A 16078-nucleotide genomic window follows, 5' to 3' on the forward strand; every position below is an offset into this window, starting at 1 on the left:
ACCGGCGAGGTCGAATTGAGGTGTGGACGATCAGGCGCCGAACACGCCGATCGAGATCGAACTGACGTCGGGACGCGACGGCGGGGTCGCAGGTCCATCGGCGCGTCCCGACATCGCCGCCACGCAGCGGCCAGCACCGTCCGGTGGCGGCGGCCCCGGCAGGGGCGCGCTCATCACCGCGACCGTGGTGACGGCGGTGGTCGCGGCGTCGCTCGGCTGGGTGATGGGTCGGGCCGGTGGCGACGAGGATGCGGGCATGACCACGGAATCCGCCCCGGCAACGACCTCGCCCGCTTCGACGCTGGTCCAGCCGGGCGAGCAACTCCCCAGGCCCGATCGCACGACCGTCGTGGCGCGCAGCCAGGCCGTCGTGCCGACGACCACGACACCGGTGGTGGTCACCCAGCAGATCGCAGTCGATGAACGCCTCGAGGGTCTGACCGTGCGCCTGGTCGGGTTCGGTTTCGACGGACAGCTCAACGAGCTCGATCTCGAGACCGGCATGCTCCGCAGCCGCCAGCTGGTCCGGCCCGTCGCAGGTTCGTCCGATGTGCTGGTCGGCGACGACTGGGTCATGGTCCGGCGATGGGATTCCGGGCGCGTCACCGTGTTCTTCGACGACGGCGAGGAACGCGGTGTCGACGTCGGCGACCCCTGGAAGCTGGCGTGGATCCCGGGCACCGACCGATTCTGGCGAAGTGTCGGCGACGGCCCGCACGGGCCCTCACGGTTCGAGGAGATCGACATCGACGGCGAGGCCACGGGCGCGGTGATCGAGACGACGGCCGGCTGGGCCGTGGGCGTGGACCCCGCCGGCGGCATCCTCGCCACGGCGGCCGGCAAGGTGTACTCCGTCGACGCAGCCGGTGCAGAGATGTTGGGGAGCGGCGAGCTCGTCGCGGTCAACGCTCGCCTCGCGCTGTTCCACGACTGCGACGAGACTCTCCAGTGTGGCCTGCGCCTCCTCGACCGAGACTCGGGCGAGCGCACGATCGTGCCCGACCACGGTTCGGCCGACGCGCACGACGTGACCACGTCGATCGGGTTCTGGGGCGGGGCCCACTCGAGCGGCATCTCGCCCGACGACCGGTGGGTGGCGGCTGTGTCGTTCGGTGCGTCCTCGGCTGCGTTCGAGTTGGTCGATCTCGTGACCGGCGAGCGGCGCGAGCTCGCGGTCGACACCTTCCCGCCGAGCGTCGTGTGGTCGCCCGGCGGCCGCTACCTGTTCTTCCCGAGCGGCGAGAACCCGCAGTGGCCCGGCGGCGCCCTGATGGCGTACGACATCGTCGCCGACGAGTCGTTCGCGGTCGCCGACGAGCTCCGGCCCTGGAACAGCGTCGGGATCCGGCCAGGAGACGGTGCATCCACGGTGGTTCCCGAGGACGCCGAGCCCGCCGACGCCCAGAGCTGACCGGCCGATCGGTGGGCGGGCGGAGTCAGCGGCTCACGCGCCGTCGGGCCGCTCCTCGACGGCGCCGGTCTGGCGGAGGAACGTCAGGCTGTCCCAGACGTCGATCCGGTGTGCGATCAACCCGTCGCGGACGGTCAGGAGCATCACACCCGGGATGTCGATCGGATGGCCGTCGAAGGTCGCGGTGAGGCGATACCGGGCGGCGACGCGATCGCCCTCGGCCACCGTGTCGATCACCTCGTAGCGCAGATCGACGAACTGCGCGAGGAAGGCCGGTAGCCGGGCCAGGTAGTCGCCACGGCCTCGAGAGCCGGTGCCGATCGCACTGAGGTGCTCGCTCACGAAGTCGTCGGTGACGAGCGCGGCGACCGCGCCGGCGTCGCCGCCGGAGAGCGCTGCGAGGTAGCTGCGAGCCCTGGCGACGGTGTCCACCCAGGCGACGGTAGCGAAGTCCTGTTCATCCACGCACCGATGTGCCTGAATGGAACTGGTGAACGAAGGTCGGATCGAGGTGGAGCTGACCTCGATCGAGCCCGAGCGGTTCCGGGGCGACGGCGAACCCGTCGGATCGGCAGCCGATCCGACCGGCGCGCCGGGCCTCGTCCCGTCCGGGCGCGAGCGATGGCGGCTGATGTCGGCGGTGGTCCTCGTCGGCGTCGTCGCGTTGCTGCTCGGCTGGGTGGTGGGGCGCGCCAGCCGGAGCGACGGCGAGAGCGTCGGCGGGCAGCCCGGGGCCACCGCGCCCGATGACAGCGCCGCCGCGGCGGCGACGTCGACCACGCTCGCGGGCGAGCGTCTCCCGGCCCCGCCGTCGACGGCTCGACGGCAGACCGAGGACCGGCCCGTTCCGACGACCACCACGATCCCGCCGCCCGAGTCGAACCCGGTGACCGTCGATCCGCGCCTGGCGGGCCTCCCGATCCGCCTGGTCGGGGTGACGACGGGCTCGAGGCTGGTCGACGTCGACCTGCGAACCCAGACGATGGTGACGCACGCGCCCGGCAACCTTCCCCGGACCGGGATGTTCGAGAACCGCCTGGCGGTCGGCGACGACTGGATCGCGCTCGCCCAGCCCGATCGCGGCGAGATGTACGTGATCCGCGACAACGGTGCACGCTCGGTCGTCGACATCGGGGACGGGTGGGAGTTGCACTGGGTGGACGGCACCGACACGTTCTGGTGGATGGTGTTCGAGGAGCCCGCCGGGCCCGAGCGGTTCGTCGAGTACACGATCGACGGTGCACCGACGGGATCGGTGTTCGAGATGAACGGACTCTGGCCGGATGGAGCCGATCCGCTCGGCGGCCTCGTCGTCGGTCGGGCCGGCAAGGCCTACGTCGTGTCGGGCGGGGATGTCACCTTCCTCGCGTCGGGTGACCTCGTGGCGCTGTCGGCGTCGACCGGTGTCTTCTACGACTGCGACGAGCAGATGGAGTGCGGTCTCACCGTGCTCGATCGCGCCACCGGCGCGATCGGCGGCGTGCCGTCGAGCGACGACGTGGACCTCGGCGAGCTCCACGGATTCGGGTGGGGAGGCCCGTCGGCGAGCCTCTCGCCCGACGGCCGCTACCTCGCCGCCCTCCTGTTCGGGCAGCAGGCCGACGGACTGGTCCTGGTCGACCTGTCGACCGGTGACGTGCGACGCTTGATCGAGGAACCGATGGGGTGGGCGATCGCCTGGAGTCACGATTCCCGTCTCGCGTTCTTCATCGACGGCGACGGTCGGCCGGTGGCCCACGACGTCGCCACCGACGACACGTTCCCCGTTGCCGACGGTCTGAGCTCGTGGATCGAGCTGGCCGTTCGGCCGATCGGCGACGCCTGAGCGGTCACCGTGGTTCGTCGTGCGATCGGCAGCGCAGCCGGCGTGGTCGACCGGTGTGATGTGATGGTGCGATGCAGGACGGGTCGGGCCACATCGAGGTCGAGCTGACCTCGCACGAACCGGCCCGAGCTGATGCCGAACCGCCGCCCCACGAGCCCGACGGCGATGGTGGCGGCGATGGTGGCTCGGACGGCGGGCAGGCTCGGCGCATCAACCCGCTCGCCGACGAGCGATTCCGGATCGTCCTCGCCGCTGCCGCGACGGGTGTGGTCGCGCTGCTGCTCGGCTGGATGCTCGGACGAGCGGGCGACACGGCCGACGGCGAGATCGCCGGCGACGGTGCCGCGGCGGAGGCCGACGGGTCGACCGCCACGACCGCGCGGGCGACGACCACGACCGTGCTGCCGAGCGAGGTGCTGCCGGCGGTCGACGACGATGCTGCGGTGGACGTCGCTCTCTCACCCGAGGACGCCCTCCTCGAGGTCGCGCCACCCGTGACCGAGCCCGAGGACGGTCCCGCCGTGGAAGCGGCATCGATCGCCCTCGACGAGCGGATCGCCGGCCTGCCGGTCCGGCTGGTCGGTTTCGAATCCGGCGGGCGGATGGCCGAGCTCGATCTTGCGACCGGCACCCGTACGCGCACCGACCTCGAGATCGGGTTCACCGACGGTCCCGGCGCCATCGTCGGCGACGACTGGGCCCTCGTGCCACGCTTGACCGGTCAGTCGTTGAGCCTCCTGTCGGCCGACGGCGTCGAGCCCAGCGCGCTGGGGCAGCCGTGGAACCTGTTCTGGGTGCCGGGGACCGATCTGTTCTGGCGGGCGAGCGACGAGGCGGCGTCACCCGCCCCGACGACGTACGAGCAGGTCACGCTCGACGGCCAGCCGACCGGCCTCACCCTCGACGTCCCGGGCTTCGTCAGCGCCGCCGACCCTCTCGGCGGTCTCGTCGTCCAGGAGGCAGGCGGCGTGTACTCGATCGACGCTTCGGGTGCAGCGCTGCTGGGTCGCGGCGACCTCGTCGGCCTCAGCGCGAACCGTGTGGTCTTCCGGCAGTGCGACGAGACGTTGACGTGCGGCCTGGTGCAGCTCGATCGCACGTCGGGGACGACGAGACGTGTGCCGGATCACGAGACCGCGGAGATCGAGGCGGTCAACGCGGTCGTCTTCTTCCCGCGTGCTCCGAGCCAGGCGTCGCTGTCGCCGGACGGGCGGTGGTGCTCGATCACCTCGTTCGACGAGACCGGCCCGATGCTGCACGCGATCGACCTCGAGACCGGTGAGTGGCACTCGGTCGCAGCCGACTACTGGGGCCCGTCGAACGTCGTCTGGACGCCGGACAGCCGGTTCGCGCTCTTCCTCGACGGGCGCGGCCAGCCGAACGCCTTCGACCCGGTGAACGACGAGCGCTTCCAGATCGCCGAGGACATGACGTCGTGGAACAGCCTCGCCACGCGGCCCTCGGCGCCGGTCGACGTGGCCGTCGAGGGCTGATCGCGCGGTCTGCTGACGAGCTCGCGCACGTGATCCGGTACCCCGGGGGTGGCGCCCCCGGTGGGATCTGGCGATGTGATGTGATGGTGCGATGCAGGACGGGTCGGGTCGGATCGAGGTCGAGCTGACCTCGCACGAGCCCAGCGGGGTGCTGCCGCCCGAGCCCCGTGACCTGCCCGGCTCGCCGACCGGCTCGTCTGCGGTCGGTGGCGCCGAGCGGGCGACGACGACCGGCGCGCCCCGCACGCCCGGCCCGCTCGGCTCCGAGCGGGCCCGGATCGTGCTCGCTGCGTTCGCCGCCGGCATCGTGGCGCTGCTGCTGGGGTGGATGCTCGGGCGGGCGGGTGGCGACGCCGGGGTGGACGACGCCGCCGATGACCGCAGCGATGAGACATCGGCCGACACCGTCGAGGCAGATACCACGACGACGCTGTTCGCCGGTGACGTGCTGCCCGAGGTGGACGATGCGATCTCGCCCGATGCGGCGTTCCCCGACGTCGCGCCCCCGCCCACGGCCTCGGCGACGCCGTCTGCTGCCGCGGCCGATCGCGAGGTCCAGATGGTCGCCGTCGACGCGCGCCTCGCCGGCCTGCCGCTCCGCCTGGTCGGGTTCGACCCCGGTGACCGGCTGGTCGAGCTCGACCTGGCGACCGGCGAGCTGGCGCGGACCCGGATCGACCGGACCTTCGCCGACACCGCCAACGTCACCGTCGGCGAGGACTGGGTCGCTGTCCCGGGCTACGACGGCACGAACGTGAACGTCGTCGACGCGAACGGCGAGGTCTCGTCGAGCCGTCTCGGCGAGCCCTGGAACCTGCTCTGGCAACCTGGGACCGATCGCTTCTGGCGCGGGACGAACGAGGGCTTTCGCGGCCCGACGCGGTACGAGGAGGTGACGCTCGACGGCGAGGAGACCGGGGCGGCCATCGACGTGCCGAGCTTCGTGTGGATGGTCGACCCCCGGGGCGGCCTCGTGGTCCACGAGGCCGGCAAGGCCTACTCCGTCGACGAGGTGGAGGTCGAGTACCTCGGCGCCGGCGAGGTCGTCGGGATCAGCAGCTCGCAGGTCGTACTCCGCGAGTGCGACGAGCAGATGATCTGCGGGCTCACCGTGCTCGATCGGGCGAGCGGCGAGTGGCGGGACGTACCGGACCACGACTCGGCCGACCTCGACTCGGTCACCGGGTGGGGGCTCTTCCCGGCCTCTCAGCAGCTGACCCTGTCGCCCGACGGTCGATGGTGCTCGGTCACCACGTTCGCCACGAGCACACCCCGGCTCGAACTGGTCGACCTCGTGACCGGCGAGTGGCACGAGCTGACGCGGACGGACTTCCCGACGGGCGTGTCGTGGTCGCCCGACAGCCGCTTCGCCTTCTATCGCAGCAGCGGTGCGTTGCCCACGGCGTTCGACGTCACGACGGGCGAGTCGTTCCCGGTCATGGACGACATCAGGTCGTGGACGAGCGTGTCGGTGCGCCCCGAGGCGGCTTCGTCAGGATGAGCCATTGCGGCCGAGGAGGCCGTCGAGGGCCACCTCGGCCTTGGTCAGGTCGTCACGCCGCTCGGCCTGCAGCCGTGTGAGGTACGACACCGAGACGACGTTGCGTTCGATCGCACCGCCGTCGGTGTCCTCGGGCAGGTCGAGCCGGTCGCCCCACGCCACGTCGACGTCGAAATGGTCGGGATCGTGGTCGGTGGGGACCAACTGCGCCCTGGCCATCGCTCGCGGTGGCGAGACGCCCACACGGGTGAGACGCCACCCCTCGATCTCGTCGAGCTCGACGTTGGGCACGTTGATGTTGGCGATGACGACCTCGTCGGGCGGGCCGTCGATCAGCCCGCGCACGAAGGTCTGCGCGACGTCGGCGGCGACGTGGAACTTCTGGTTCTTGATCGCCTCCTCGTAGCCCTGTCCCTCGACGCCCCACCCGGTGACCGCCTGGCTGACGGCGACGCCGGACCAACCGCCGTTGCGGCCCGAGAGGCAGGCGCCCACCGTGCCCGAGTGGTACACCGAGCGGCCGACGTTGGCACCCGGATTGATGCCCGAGACGACGAGGTCGACGTCGTCACCGAACGCACCGAGCCGCGCGTACATGACGCACAGCGCGGGCGGGCCGTTGACGGCCCAGGCCTCGGTGATGCCGTCGAGGCGACGTCGCGTGACATGGGGCGTGAACTCCCAGATCGCGCCGATCGCCGCACCTGCACCCGAGAACTCGCGGTCGGGGGCCACGACGACCACCTCGCCCAGCTCGGTCATCGCCTGGGCGAGTGCGAGCAGGCCGGGGGCGTCGACGCCGTCGTCATTGGTCACGAGGATGCGCACGAGCCCTGGATACCAGCCTCCGATGAGCATCACGCGACTCGGCGGCCAACATCTGGTGATCGACGGTGAGGCACCGGCCGTCGCGGACCACGTGGCGACCCGATGCGACGACGTCTCGAATGGCGCGGCCGTCGCTCGCCCAGACCAGCGCGGTGATCGGATCGACGGCGTGCGGCGTCCACTCGGGCCGCGTGGTGTCGACGACGACGATGTCGGCGCGCTTGCCGACCTCGAGCGACCCGATCTCGTCGGCCTTGCCGATCGCTCTGGCGCCGTCGATCGTCGCCAGCGCGAGTGCGGCCCGGGCCGTGAACCGCGTCGGGTCACCGGTGGTGTCCTTGGTCAGCCCGGCGAACAGGCGCGCGGCGAGCAGCACGTCGATGGCGTCACCGGCGTTCTCGCTGTCGCACCCGAGCGCCACGCGGCCGCCGTGGTGGAGCATCCGGGGGTGGTGGAAGCTGCGCGTCACGCCCTGGCCCAGCCGCAGGTACGCCCACGGGCAGGAGGCCACGGCCACGTCCAGATCGAGGAGGAGGTCGAGCTCGGCGTCGTCGATGTGCACGGCGTGGGCGAGCAGCACGTGGTCGCCCAGCACGCCGAGCCGGGCGAGGTGGACGACCGGACGCTCGCCGGTGCGCGCCAGGTAGGCCCTGGCGTCGGCCGGGCCGGGCGAGAGGTGGAACGTCAGGCGGTTGCTCGTCGCCCTGGCGAGCTCGCTCGCGGCGACGGCGAGGCCGTCGCTCATCAGGTCGTGTCCGACGAGCGTCACGAACGCATCGACCCGTGGGTGGTCGCGCGCCATCGAGACCGTGGCCGCCTGCCGCTCGATCACCTCGTCGAGGTGTGCGACGTGCGGCCCGTCGCCGAGGTCCCATCCCCAGGCGCCGAGCGTGCCACCGACACCGACGGCGTCGTACGCGGCGAGGACCCGCTCGGGATGCGCGACGGTGCCTGCCTCGACGGTGTACGTGATGCCGTTGGTGACGGCCTCGACGAGCGACAGCGTGGCCGACAGCTCGTCGTCGTCGCCGGTGTGTGCGGCGTGCACCGGCAGTGCCCAGTCGGTGAGCGCCGCCCCTGGGGGCAGATCGTCGGGGATGGTCGAACGGATCAACCGGTCGCCGGTGAGGTGTTGATGGGCGTTGACGAGCCCCGGGATCACGACGGTGCCGGGGCCACCGATCGTGCGATCCGCGTCGAGCCATGCCGCGGCATCCGCCTGGGTGGTGACGGCGACGATCCACTCGCCGCGAACGGCGATGGCTCCGTCGGTGATCTGCGACCGGCTCCCGTCCATGGTGACGACGACGTCACCGTGGACCAGCAGGTCGACTCGATCGCGCACTCCAGTACGGTACGTCGCGCCGTGAGCCGCTTGATCGATGCCCCTGCGCTGCGTGACCACTGGTACGTGGTGGCCGAGTCGACGGACCTCGCCGATGCGCCGCTCGCGATCACGCTGCTCGGGTCCCGATTCGTGCTCTGGCGCGGACCGGCAGGTGCGGTCGTCGCCACGGCCGACCGCTGCCCGCACCGGGAGGCACCGCTGTCGGACGGCAGGGTGCACGACGGATGCCTGACCTGTCCCTACCACGGCTGGACGTTCGGGTCGGCCGGCGAGTGCGTGCGAGTGCCCTCGACGGCCGAGGGCGTGCCGATCCCACCGGCAGCTCATCTCGAGGCCCTCCCGACGCTCGAGCGGTACGGGCTGGTGTGGCTCTGCCCGGGCACCCCGACGGGAGAGCCGTGCGTCATCGGAGAGGAGGACGACCCCGCCTTCCGGCGGATCAACGCCGGCCTCCAGGTCTGGCAGACCGACGTCACCCGGATGGTGGACAACTTCCTCGACGTCACGCACTTCCCGTTCGTCCACGTCGGGACGTTCGGAACCGAGCAGCCGATGGCTGCGCCCGCCGTCGACATCGAGCAACTCGACGCCGACTTCACCGGGTACCGCTACGAGGTCGACGTCAGCGATGCCGCCGGCCGGCCGGTGCATCGCGCGATGAGCACCGGGTTCAGCATGCCGTTCACCGTGCGGAGCACGATCCGCCACGTCACCGGTGCGGAGGCGGGCCTCGATCACGTCCTCGTGCTCTGTTCGACACCCGTCGACACCGGGCGATCGCTGTTCACGTTCGTCGTCTGGCGCAACGACGATCACGCGACCGCTCCGGAGGAGGCGATCGCCTTCGACCGGGCCATCGGCGAGGAGGACCGCCGCATGCTCGAGCGCCTCGACGGCGAGCTCCCGCTCGACGCTCGACGGACGGTCAGTGTGCAGGCCGACCGCGCGTCGCTGGAATGGCGGCGCCGGCTGCGGGCCCTCGTGTCGGGTCCGGGCGCTGGCTGAACCACACCACGAGCGACATCCCGACGATCACGAGCGCCATGCCCGGCACCTGGACCCGGGTGATCTCCTCGCCCACGATCACCCACGCCCAGAACACCGACATCGCCGGCTGGCTGACCACGACCGTCGAGATCGTGCCGAGTGGGACGCTGCGGTGCGCGAAGAACTGCAGACCGTGCGCGAGACCGCCGGTGAGCACCGACAGCAGGCCGACGGCGATCCAGGCCCTGCCCGATAGCGGCCACAGCTGGTCACCGGCGACGACCAACGCGACCGGGGTGGCAGAGACCAGCGCGACGGGCATCAGGATCGCCATGAAGTCGAAGGTCGTCACGCCTCGTGAGCGGGCTCGCTTCGCCGTCAGCAGGTACGAGACCGAGAACAGCAGCACGAGGATCATCAGCAGGTCACCGCCCAGGGTGGCCACACCCTGGTCGGGGCCGAAGAACAGCACGATCACGATGCCGACGACCGACAGCGCTCCCCAGCGCAGCGCAGTCCACTGCGGGCGCTCGTGGAAGAACACGAACCCGGCCGGGATCGTCAGCAACGGCGCCAGGCTGGCGATGAACTCCGCGTGTGCCACGCTCGTCCTCGTCACCGCGGTGAACAGGGTCGAGATCAGCAGGCCGAACACGAGGGCGGCGGGCATCGACTGCCGCCAGGCGTCGCGGGACGGCAGCGGCCGGCGTTGCGTGACGCGCAGCGTGATGAGACCGACCCACCACAGCAGCGAGGAACCGACCAGTCGCCACCACGCGATCACCGAGCCGTCGGTGCCGGGCCACTTGATCAGCCCGAAGCTGATCGCGAAGCACATCACCGACCCGACGACGGCGAAGAGCCCGAGTGTGCGGGCCGAGCGGCTGACGGGGTCGGTCACGGCGACGACCAGTGGGCCGCTCAGTGGTGCGCGTCGCCGTGCGCTGCGGCGTGCACGCCGATGCGATCCGCGGAGTCGACGTCGTCGTCGTGGTGGAGGTCGGGTTCGATGTGGATCACCTGCGCCGTCGGCACGACTTTCCGGACGTTCGCCTCGGTCACGTCGATCGCGTCGGTCAGCTCGTCGGACGTGAGGTTCGAGTCGTACGCGATCTCGGCGGCGACGTCGCGGGTCGCCTTCTTGCTGCCGTCGGTCACCTGCCAAGGTTGGCACATGAGCGCATCCGGACAGCCGCTCGACGGGCGGATCGCCCTGGTCACGGGCGGCGGACGGGGGATCGGGCGAGCGATCTCCGAGCAGCTCGCTGCGGCGGGGGCGGCAGTGGCCGTGAACTACCGGCGTGATGCCGAGGCTGCGGCGGAGACCGTGGCGGCCGTCGAGTCGGGTGGCGGCGTCGCCCGGGCGTACGCAGCGTCGGTCGATGACGCAGATGCGATGGCCGTCATGGTCGAGGCGATCGCCGCCGATCTCGGACCGGTCGATCTGCTCGTCTGCAACGCCGGGATCGCCTCACGGGGTCACGCCGTCGCCGACACCGACCCTGCAGAGCTGCAGCGCGTGGTGGACACGCATGCGATCGGTGCCCATCACGCCGCCCGGTTGGTCCTCCCCGGCATACGTCGGGCCGAGCGTGGCGACATCATCATGATCTCGTCGGTCGCGACGACCGGGCTCTCCGCCAACGGCGCGCCGTACAGCATGGGCAAGGCGGCGATGGAGGCGTTGGCCTACACGCTGGCGAAGGAGGAGATGCCCAACGGCATCCACGTCAACATCGTGGCGCCGGGTCTCGTCGAGACCGACATGGGGGTTCGGCTGGCCCGGGCGATCACCGGACGGCGGGAGATGGACGACCTGCGCTCGCTCGACGCCGACTACCCGTACGGGCGGGTGTGCCAGCCCGACGACGTCGCCGAGGTCGTCGTGTCGCTCTGCACGATGGGCTACGTCAACGGCCAGCGCATCGCCGTCGACGGCGGCCACGGCCCATCCCGCCGCTGAGCGAGACGTCAGCGATCGTCGCAGGCACCCGCCCCGGACTCGACCAGGCCGACGAACTGGCCCGTGCCACCGTTCTGCTCGAGGCGGACGGTGACGACGAAGCAGCCGGGGCCGGGCACTGCGATCGCGTAGCTCCCGTCGGCGTTCGGTTCCGCTGGGGTCGTCGGGCCGATGCCGGCCAACCGGACGTTCGGCTCGAGCATGCGCACGGTCGACGGTGACCGCGTTCGACGCGGTGCCGTCGAGTTCGAACCCGTCGCGACTGAGGAGCAATGGCACACTCGGTCGGAAGTCGTTGTCGAAGTTCGCCTCGCCGTCAGCGCTGTACCCGCAGGCCACCGTCGACTGGCTGAACCAGACGAGGTCCATCGCCACCTGACGATCGGCGTCGCGCAGCGCAGGTGTCGGGATGTCGCCGCAGCCGATCGCCCCGTCAGCGGACGCAGTGCCAGCGTCGGTGCTGACCGGCGATCCCGATGTCGGCGGGGAGCTCGTGCTGGCGCTGTCAGGAGACGGCGTCGACACGTCGTCGTCGCCGCAGCTCGCAGCGAGCAGGAGCGTCGCAACAAGTGTCGTGGACCGGAACGTGCGACAACCCGACCAAGTCGACATCGGGCGACCACGCTACGACGGTTCGGTGACTCGGCGCCTCTCAGCGCCGGTCGGGACTCGGTTGCCGGGCTGCGTCGAGGTCTCGACTCGCTTCGAGGGCTCGACTCGCGTCGAGGGCGTCGAATGCTCGCGGCCAGAGGTGAGCGCCGAGCGCGTCGTCCGTCGTGAACCGGGCGAAGGTGTTGCGGCGGATGAGCCGGGCGGTCTCGCGCATCGCCGACCGGTGGGGATCGCTTGCCACGAACGCGGCCGCAGCCTCGGCGTCGGTCCAGGCGGTCATCGTGCACCAGCGCCGCGGCGAGCGAGATCGCAGCTCGACGCCGAGGTTGCCGGGGGAGCGTCGGGCCTGCTCGGCGATGGTCGTCGACAGCGACAGGAAGGTCGCGAGCCGCCGCAACGAGCGCAGCTCGGCCTGGGTGACGACGACCAGGGTGCGGTTCGGTTCCATCGGGCTGGTTTCCATCGGGTTCGGACTCCTCGTGCGATCGATGACGGCGTCGGCCGCAACGTCTTGACATTGTAAAGTCTCGATCTTGACGATGTCACGTCGAGCCGGGAGCTTCCTGAAACGCTCGGGGGTCGATCGGGCAACATGGGGTATGAGCGCGACGGATGCCGAGGTGATCGAGCGCTCGGCGACCACGCCGGGCGACTTCGCGCTGATCTTCGACCGACACGTCGGCGACATCCGCCGGTTCGTGCTCCGGCGTCTCGGGCCGGACCGGTGCGACGACGTCGTGTCCGAGGTGTTCCGCATCGCGTTCGAGCAACGTGAGACCTTCGACCCGACGGTGGCGTCCGCTCGGCCGTGGCTGTACGGCATCGCCGCCAACCTGGTGCGCCGCGAGCACCGGACGCACGTCCGCCACCTCGCAGCGTTGCGCCGCGAGCACGGTCGCCGCCGCACGTCGTCCGACCCGTGGACCGAGGCCGCGTCCCGCGTCGACGCATCGAACGCGGCGGGCGCGCTCTGCGATGCGCTGCTCGAGCTCCCCGACGCCGAGCGGGAGACGCTCCTCCTCGTCGCATGGGAGCAGCTCACGCCCACCGAGATCGCGTCGGCGACGGATGTTCCTGCGGCAACGGTCCGCACCCGCCTGCGACGTGCCCGTCAGCACGTCCGCGACCGCCTCGATCGAGGTGGCGACACCGAGGAGGCGAGCTTCCATGCCAACTGAACAGCTCGACGACCGGGAACTCGACGAGATGCTGCGCGATCTGCTGCCGCCGCTGTCGCCGCAGTCGACGGCGTGGGAGCAGGAGCGTCGGGCAGAGCTGCTGACGTTCATCGAATCCGGCGACGTACGGGCCAGGACGTCGGCACCCGCCGGGCCGGAGCCCGTCGAGGTGCGGGCGGACCGGCGCAGCGCTCGGCCGCAACCGCTGTCACCGCGACCGTGGGTGCTCGCTGCCGCGGCGACCCTGATCCTGGTGCTCGGAGGTGCGCTGATCCTGCTCCCTCGACTGCGATCGACCGAAGATCCCGTGGCCGGACCGACGGCGACGCTGATCGAGCCGGGTGGGGAACTCGGTGCCGCGTGGCCGGACGCGTTTCCCGTGCTGCCGGACCCGGTCGGCGACGACGCCGTCGGCTCGTACTCGCAGGTCGCCGTGTCGACGCCGATCACGTCGGCGATCGTCGGCCGGGTCGGCGACGACACCGTCTCGGACATCGTTCGCTTGCAGGTCGTCGGGGAGTTCGACGACATCGAGCGCCAGGTGAGTTCAGCGGGTTCCGTGACCGTCGCGGGCGCCGTCTACGAGCTGATCGACGAAGTGGGCTCGCCATCGGTCACCACGGCGCTTCGCCGGGGCGACCTCGATGTCCTCATCACCGCCGTCGACCCGGTCGGGTTCATCGAGGCGGGCGGAGGTGACGCCATCGAGGCAGCCAGGATCGGCGACGAGTCGACGATCGAGTTCGACATCGGAGCGCTGCCCGCCGGTTACGAGGTGGTCATCGCGCCCACGCCGCTCCAACCCGGCGAGGTCGCGGCAATGCTGACCGTGCCACCTGCGGGCAACGGCACGCTCGTGATCGTCGAAGCGTCGAACCTGCTCGTCTCGTCCCAGGACTTCGACGACTGGCAACGGGTCGACGTCAACGGAGCGGTCGGCTGGGGACGGGCGGGCACGGGCAACCCGGTCACCTGGCCCGTCTCGGACACGACGTGGGCGACGGTGTTCGGGTCGGAGAGCGTCGACGCCGCCGTCGATCTCGCTCGCTCGCTGTCGTTCGTCGACGAGGCGACGTGGCGCGACCGGTACGGCGTCGACGCTCCCATCTTCGACGTCGACTCGTTGCCGGACGGCGATCTCGAGCCCGACATGCCCGACATGGAGGACGCGCTGCCCGCCGAGGCCGACACGGTTGCGGTCTCGGCCGAGCCCGAGCGGGTGTCGTACATCGAGCTGCTCCAGTGGATCGGCCGATACACGATTCCTCTCGATCTCGAGCGGACCGTGCTCGGCTCGATCGGTTCGTCGCAGATCGTGCTCGAGGCGAACGTGGACGGCATCTGTGTCGAGATCGTCGGCTCCGGTTCGGGTTGCCAAGAGGTCGAACGCGGCACACCGGACGGGGTCTTCTCGAGCTATCCCGACGTCGACGCCAGCGTGGTGAGCGGCGTGCGACGGATCTACTGGCTGGCGCCACCCGACGTCGAGCTCGACCTCATGTACCTCGGTGAGCCACTGTGCGACCTCGGACGGATGCCGATCACGCCGGGTGACGACGCAGCGGTGTGGGCCTGCGAAGAGACGATCCGACCTCGGACCGACATCGTCCTCGTCGCCTCGCGGGGTGACGAATCGTTCGCCGCCCGCGTCGAGGACGACACCCTGAGGTTGTGGACGACCAGTGCCGAGTTCGAGGCCGAGGTGCTCGCCGATCGAGGCGTGCCGCCGACGGCAACGCCCACCGATTGATCGGCCTGATCACGCGCGGTCGACCGTCGCGCCGAAGCTGTCGTACTCGATGCCCAGTCGCTCGGCGTGGCCCCGACCCATGGCGAGCTGGGCCGGTGAGATGCCGCCCGGCTCCCAGGGGCCGACCGATCCGGCATCGACCGCAGCGGCGGCCTTCCTCGTCAGGTTGAAACGCGCTCGGAGCTCATCGACGCGCTGGTCGGCGAGCTCGAACCAGTCGACGGCCATGAAGTCGACGTCGGGCTCGCCGTGCAGTCCGTGGCTCAGCGCGCCTCGCCGCATGGCGTCGCCGATGCGCGTCGTCATGCCGGCCTGGCTGAGCTGGCCGGGGAACGCCTCGAACAGCCCGGCGCCCTCGGCGAGGTAGCCGGTCTCGAACAGGCTGATCACCATGGCGAGCAGCGAGAACCCGCGCGGGTCGTCGTTCGCCCGGGCGATGAACGCGAACACCTCGAGCTCGGCTTCGACCTTCGTGCCGTAGTCGGCGAGGACGTGGACCCAATCGTGCTGGGCGAGCAGCGGCGGGGCGGAGCCGGGCGTGCCCGGGAACGCGAACCCGCGGGCCTGGTAGAAGTCGTGCACGCCGCGGCCGAGCGTGCCCGGCGCGAGGTCGGCGAGGGCGCCCCAGCGCGCCGCCAGCTCGTGGTCGTGCTCGTCGGCGTCCCAGCCCGCGGCCTGGGAGTGCAGCGCGGCGGACCGGTCGTCGGTCCAGTCGGCCGTGTAGCCGTTGCGCTCGAAGTCGACGGCGGCCAGCGCACGGTCCGACTGGGCGAACTGCGCCACCGTGTCGAGCAAGCGGTCGTCGATCCCCAGCTCGCGGCTGTACGCGGCCACCTGCTCGGCGACCGCGGGCGGTATCGGGCGCAGCACGAGCGCGGTGAGCACCATCATGTGCACCATGCGCATCCGGAACATCTCGGCGCGGTTCGCCAGGTTGCGTGCGTTCTGGTGGGAGTCGACGAACGGGAGGTTCGACGTGTCGACCCGATGGCCGGTCATCGACTCGAACGTCGCCTCGATCAGCAGCCGCTGGAAGTCGGTGTTCCCGTCCGCGGTGCGCGTCGCGCTGAGCACTCCGGCGGCGTTCGTCGCGGTCTCGTCGTAGCTCGGCGGCTGCAGGTTGACCGTCTCGTCGGTCGGGAACGGAACGGGCATCGGGGACCTCCGTGTCTGGCTCCGGCG

Annotated in this window: 16 protein-coding genes; 8 read left to right on the forward strand and 8 right to left on the reverse strand. The window is 71.0% G+C overall.

The window, feature by feature from the left end:
* Nucleotides 1-22 precede the first annotated feature (22 nt).
* Nucleotides 23-1411, forward strand: a complete 1389-nt coding sequence (locus QNJ12_RS02645; protein WP_300618469.1) for a hypothetical protein — start codon at nucleotides 23-25, stop codon at nucleotides 1409-1411.
* A gap of 33 nt (nucleotides 1412-1444) precedes the next feature.
* Here QNJ12_RS02645 and QNJ12_RS02650 read toward each other — a convergent pair whose 3' ends face one another.
* Nucleotides 1445-1843 carry a nuclear transport factor 2 family protein gene (locus QNJ12_RS02650; protein ID WP_300618471.1) on the reverse strand — a complete coding sequence of 133 codons (399 nt, stop codon included), beginning with the start codon at nucleotides 1841-1843 and terminating at the stop codon, nucleotides 1445-1447.
* Nucleotides 1844-1922: 79 nt separating this feature from the next.
* On the opposite strand from QNJ12_RS02650, the gene QNJ12_RS02655 reads away from it, so the two are divergent.
* The 3 genes from QNJ12_RS02655 (at nucleotide 1923) to QNJ12_RS02665 (ending at nucleotide 6230) form a co-directional block, all read left to right on the forward strand.
* Nucleotides 1923-3236, forward strand: coding sequence for a hypothetical protein (locus QNJ12_RS02655; RefSeq protein WP_300618473.1), 1314 nt, complete (start codon nucleotides 1923-1925; stop codon nucleotides 3234-3236).
* Nucleotides 3237-3307: 71 nt separating this feature from the next.
* Complete coding sequence (locus QNJ12_RS02660; RefSeq protein WP_300618475.1) at nucleotides 3308-4729, forward strand: hypothetical protein; 1422 nt, start codon at nucleotides 3308-3310, stop codon at nucleotides 4727-4729.
* Between the two features lie 91 nt (nucleotides 4730-4820).
* Nucleotides 4821-6230: a hypothetical protein gene (locus QNJ12_RS02665; protein WP_300618476.1), complete on the forward strand. Its 1410-nt coding sequence runs from the start codon at nucleotides 4821-4823 to the stop codon at nucleotides 6228-6230.
* Here the strand turns inward: QNJ12_RS02665 and surE are convergent.
* A complete protein-coding gene (gene surE / locus QNJ12_RS02670; RefSeq protein ID WP_300618477.1) occupies nucleotides 6222-7058 on the reverse strand; it encodes a 5'/3'-nucleotidase SurE in 837 nt (278 codons plus the stop codon). The two genes, QNJ12_RS02665 and surE, sit on opposite strands and share 9 nt — an antisense overlap.
* Nucleotides 7036-8403, reverse strand: a complete 1368-nt coding sequence (locus QNJ12_RS02675; RefSeq protein WP_300618478.1) for an amidohydrolase family protein — start codon at nucleotides 8401-8403, stop codon at nucleotides 7036-7038. Before QNJ12_RS02675 ends, surE begins: the two co-directional genes overlap by 23 nt.
* Nucleotides 8404-8424: 21 nt before the next feature.
* On the opposite strand from QNJ12_RS02675, the gene QNJ12_RS02680 reads away from it, so the two are divergent.
* Nucleotides 8425-9411 carry an aromatic ring-hydroxylating dioxygenase subunit alpha gene (locus QNJ12_RS02680; RefSeq protein WP_300618480.1) on the forward strand — a complete coding sequence of 329 codons (987 nt, stop codon included), beginning with the start codon at nucleotides 8425-8427 and terminating at the stop codon, nucleotides 9409-9411.
* On the opposite strand, the gene QNJ12_RS02685 is transcribed toward QNJ12_RS02680, so the two are convergent.
* Nucleotides 9332-10294, reverse strand: coding sequence for a DMT family transporter (locus QNJ12_RS02685; RefSeq protein WP_300618482.1), 963 nt, complete (start codon nucleotides 10292-10294; stop codon nucleotides 9332-9334). The two genes, QNJ12_RS02680 and QNJ12_RS02685, sit on opposite strands and share 80 nt — an antisense overlap.
* A gap of 20 nt (nucleotides 10295-10314) precedes the next feature.
* Nucleotides 10315-10551 carry a hypothetical protein gene (locus QNJ12_RS02690; protein WP_300618484.1) on the reverse strand — a complete coding sequence of 79 codons (237 nt, stop codon included), beginning with the start codon at nucleotides 10549-10551 and terminating at the stop codon, nucleotides 10315-10317.
* Between the two features lie 16 nt (nucleotides 10552-10567).
* Between QNJ12_RS02690 and QNJ12_RS02695 the strand changes: the two genes are divergently transcribed.
* On the forward strand, nucleotides 10568-11356 hold the full coding sequence (locus tag QNJ12_RS02695; protein WP_300618486.1) for an SDR family NAD(P)-dependent oxidoreductase: 789 nt from the start codon (nucleotides 10568-10570) through the stop codon (nucleotides 11354-11356).
* Between the two features lie 8 nt (nucleotides 11357-11364).
* On the opposite strand, the gene QNJ12_RS02700 is transcribed toward QNJ12_RS02695, so the two are convergent.
* Both QNJ12_RS02700 and QNJ12_RS02705 read right to left on the reverse strand, forming a co-directional pair.
* On the reverse strand, nucleotides 11365-11559 hold the full coding sequence (locus tag QNJ12_RS02700; protein ID WP_300618488.1) for a hypothetical protein: 195 nt from the start codon (nucleotides 11557-11559) through the stop codon (nucleotides 11365-11367).
* A gap of 449 nt (nucleotides 11560-12008) precedes the next feature.
* A complete protein-coding gene (locus QNJ12_RS02705) occupies nucleotides 12009-12431 on the reverse strand; it encodes an antibiotic biosynthesis monooxygenase (protein WP_300618490.1) in 423 nt (140 codons plus the stop codon).
* A 136-nt stretch (nucleotides 12432-12567) separates the two neighbouring features.
* Between QNJ12_RS02705 and QNJ12_RS02710 the strand changes: the two genes are divergently transcribed.
* Both QNJ12_RS02710 and QNJ12_RS02715 read left to right on the forward strand, forming a co-directional pair.
* On the forward strand, nucleotides 12568-13146 hold the full coding sequence (locus tag QNJ12_RS02710) for an RNA polymerase sigma factor (protein ID WP_300618492.1): 579 nt from the start codon (nucleotides 12568-12570) through the stop codon (nucleotides 13144-13146).
* Nucleotides 13136-14896, forward strand: coding sequence for a hypothetical protein (locus QNJ12_RS02715; protein WP_300618493.1), 1761 nt, complete (start codon nucleotides 13136-13138; stop codon nucleotides 14894-14896). The genes QNJ12_RS02710 and QNJ12_RS02715 overlap by 11 nt, the downstream gene beginning before the upstream one ends.
* Before the next feature lie 9 nt (nucleotides 14897-14905).
* Here the strand turns inward: QNJ12_RS02715 and QNJ12_RS02720 are convergent, their stop codons facing one another.
* On the reverse strand, nucleotides 14906-16051 hold the full coding sequence (locus QNJ12_RS02720) for a hypothetical protein (protein ID WP_300618494.1): 1146 nt from the start codon (nucleotides 16049-16051) through the stop codon (nucleotides 14906-14908).
* Nucleotides 16052-16078: the final 27 nt, after the last annotated feature.

It is taken from the genome of Ilumatobacter sp. (assembly GCF_030065885.1).
GTDB lineage: Bacteria > Actinomycetota > Acidimicrobiia > Acidimicrobiales > Ilumatobacteraceae > Ilumatobacter.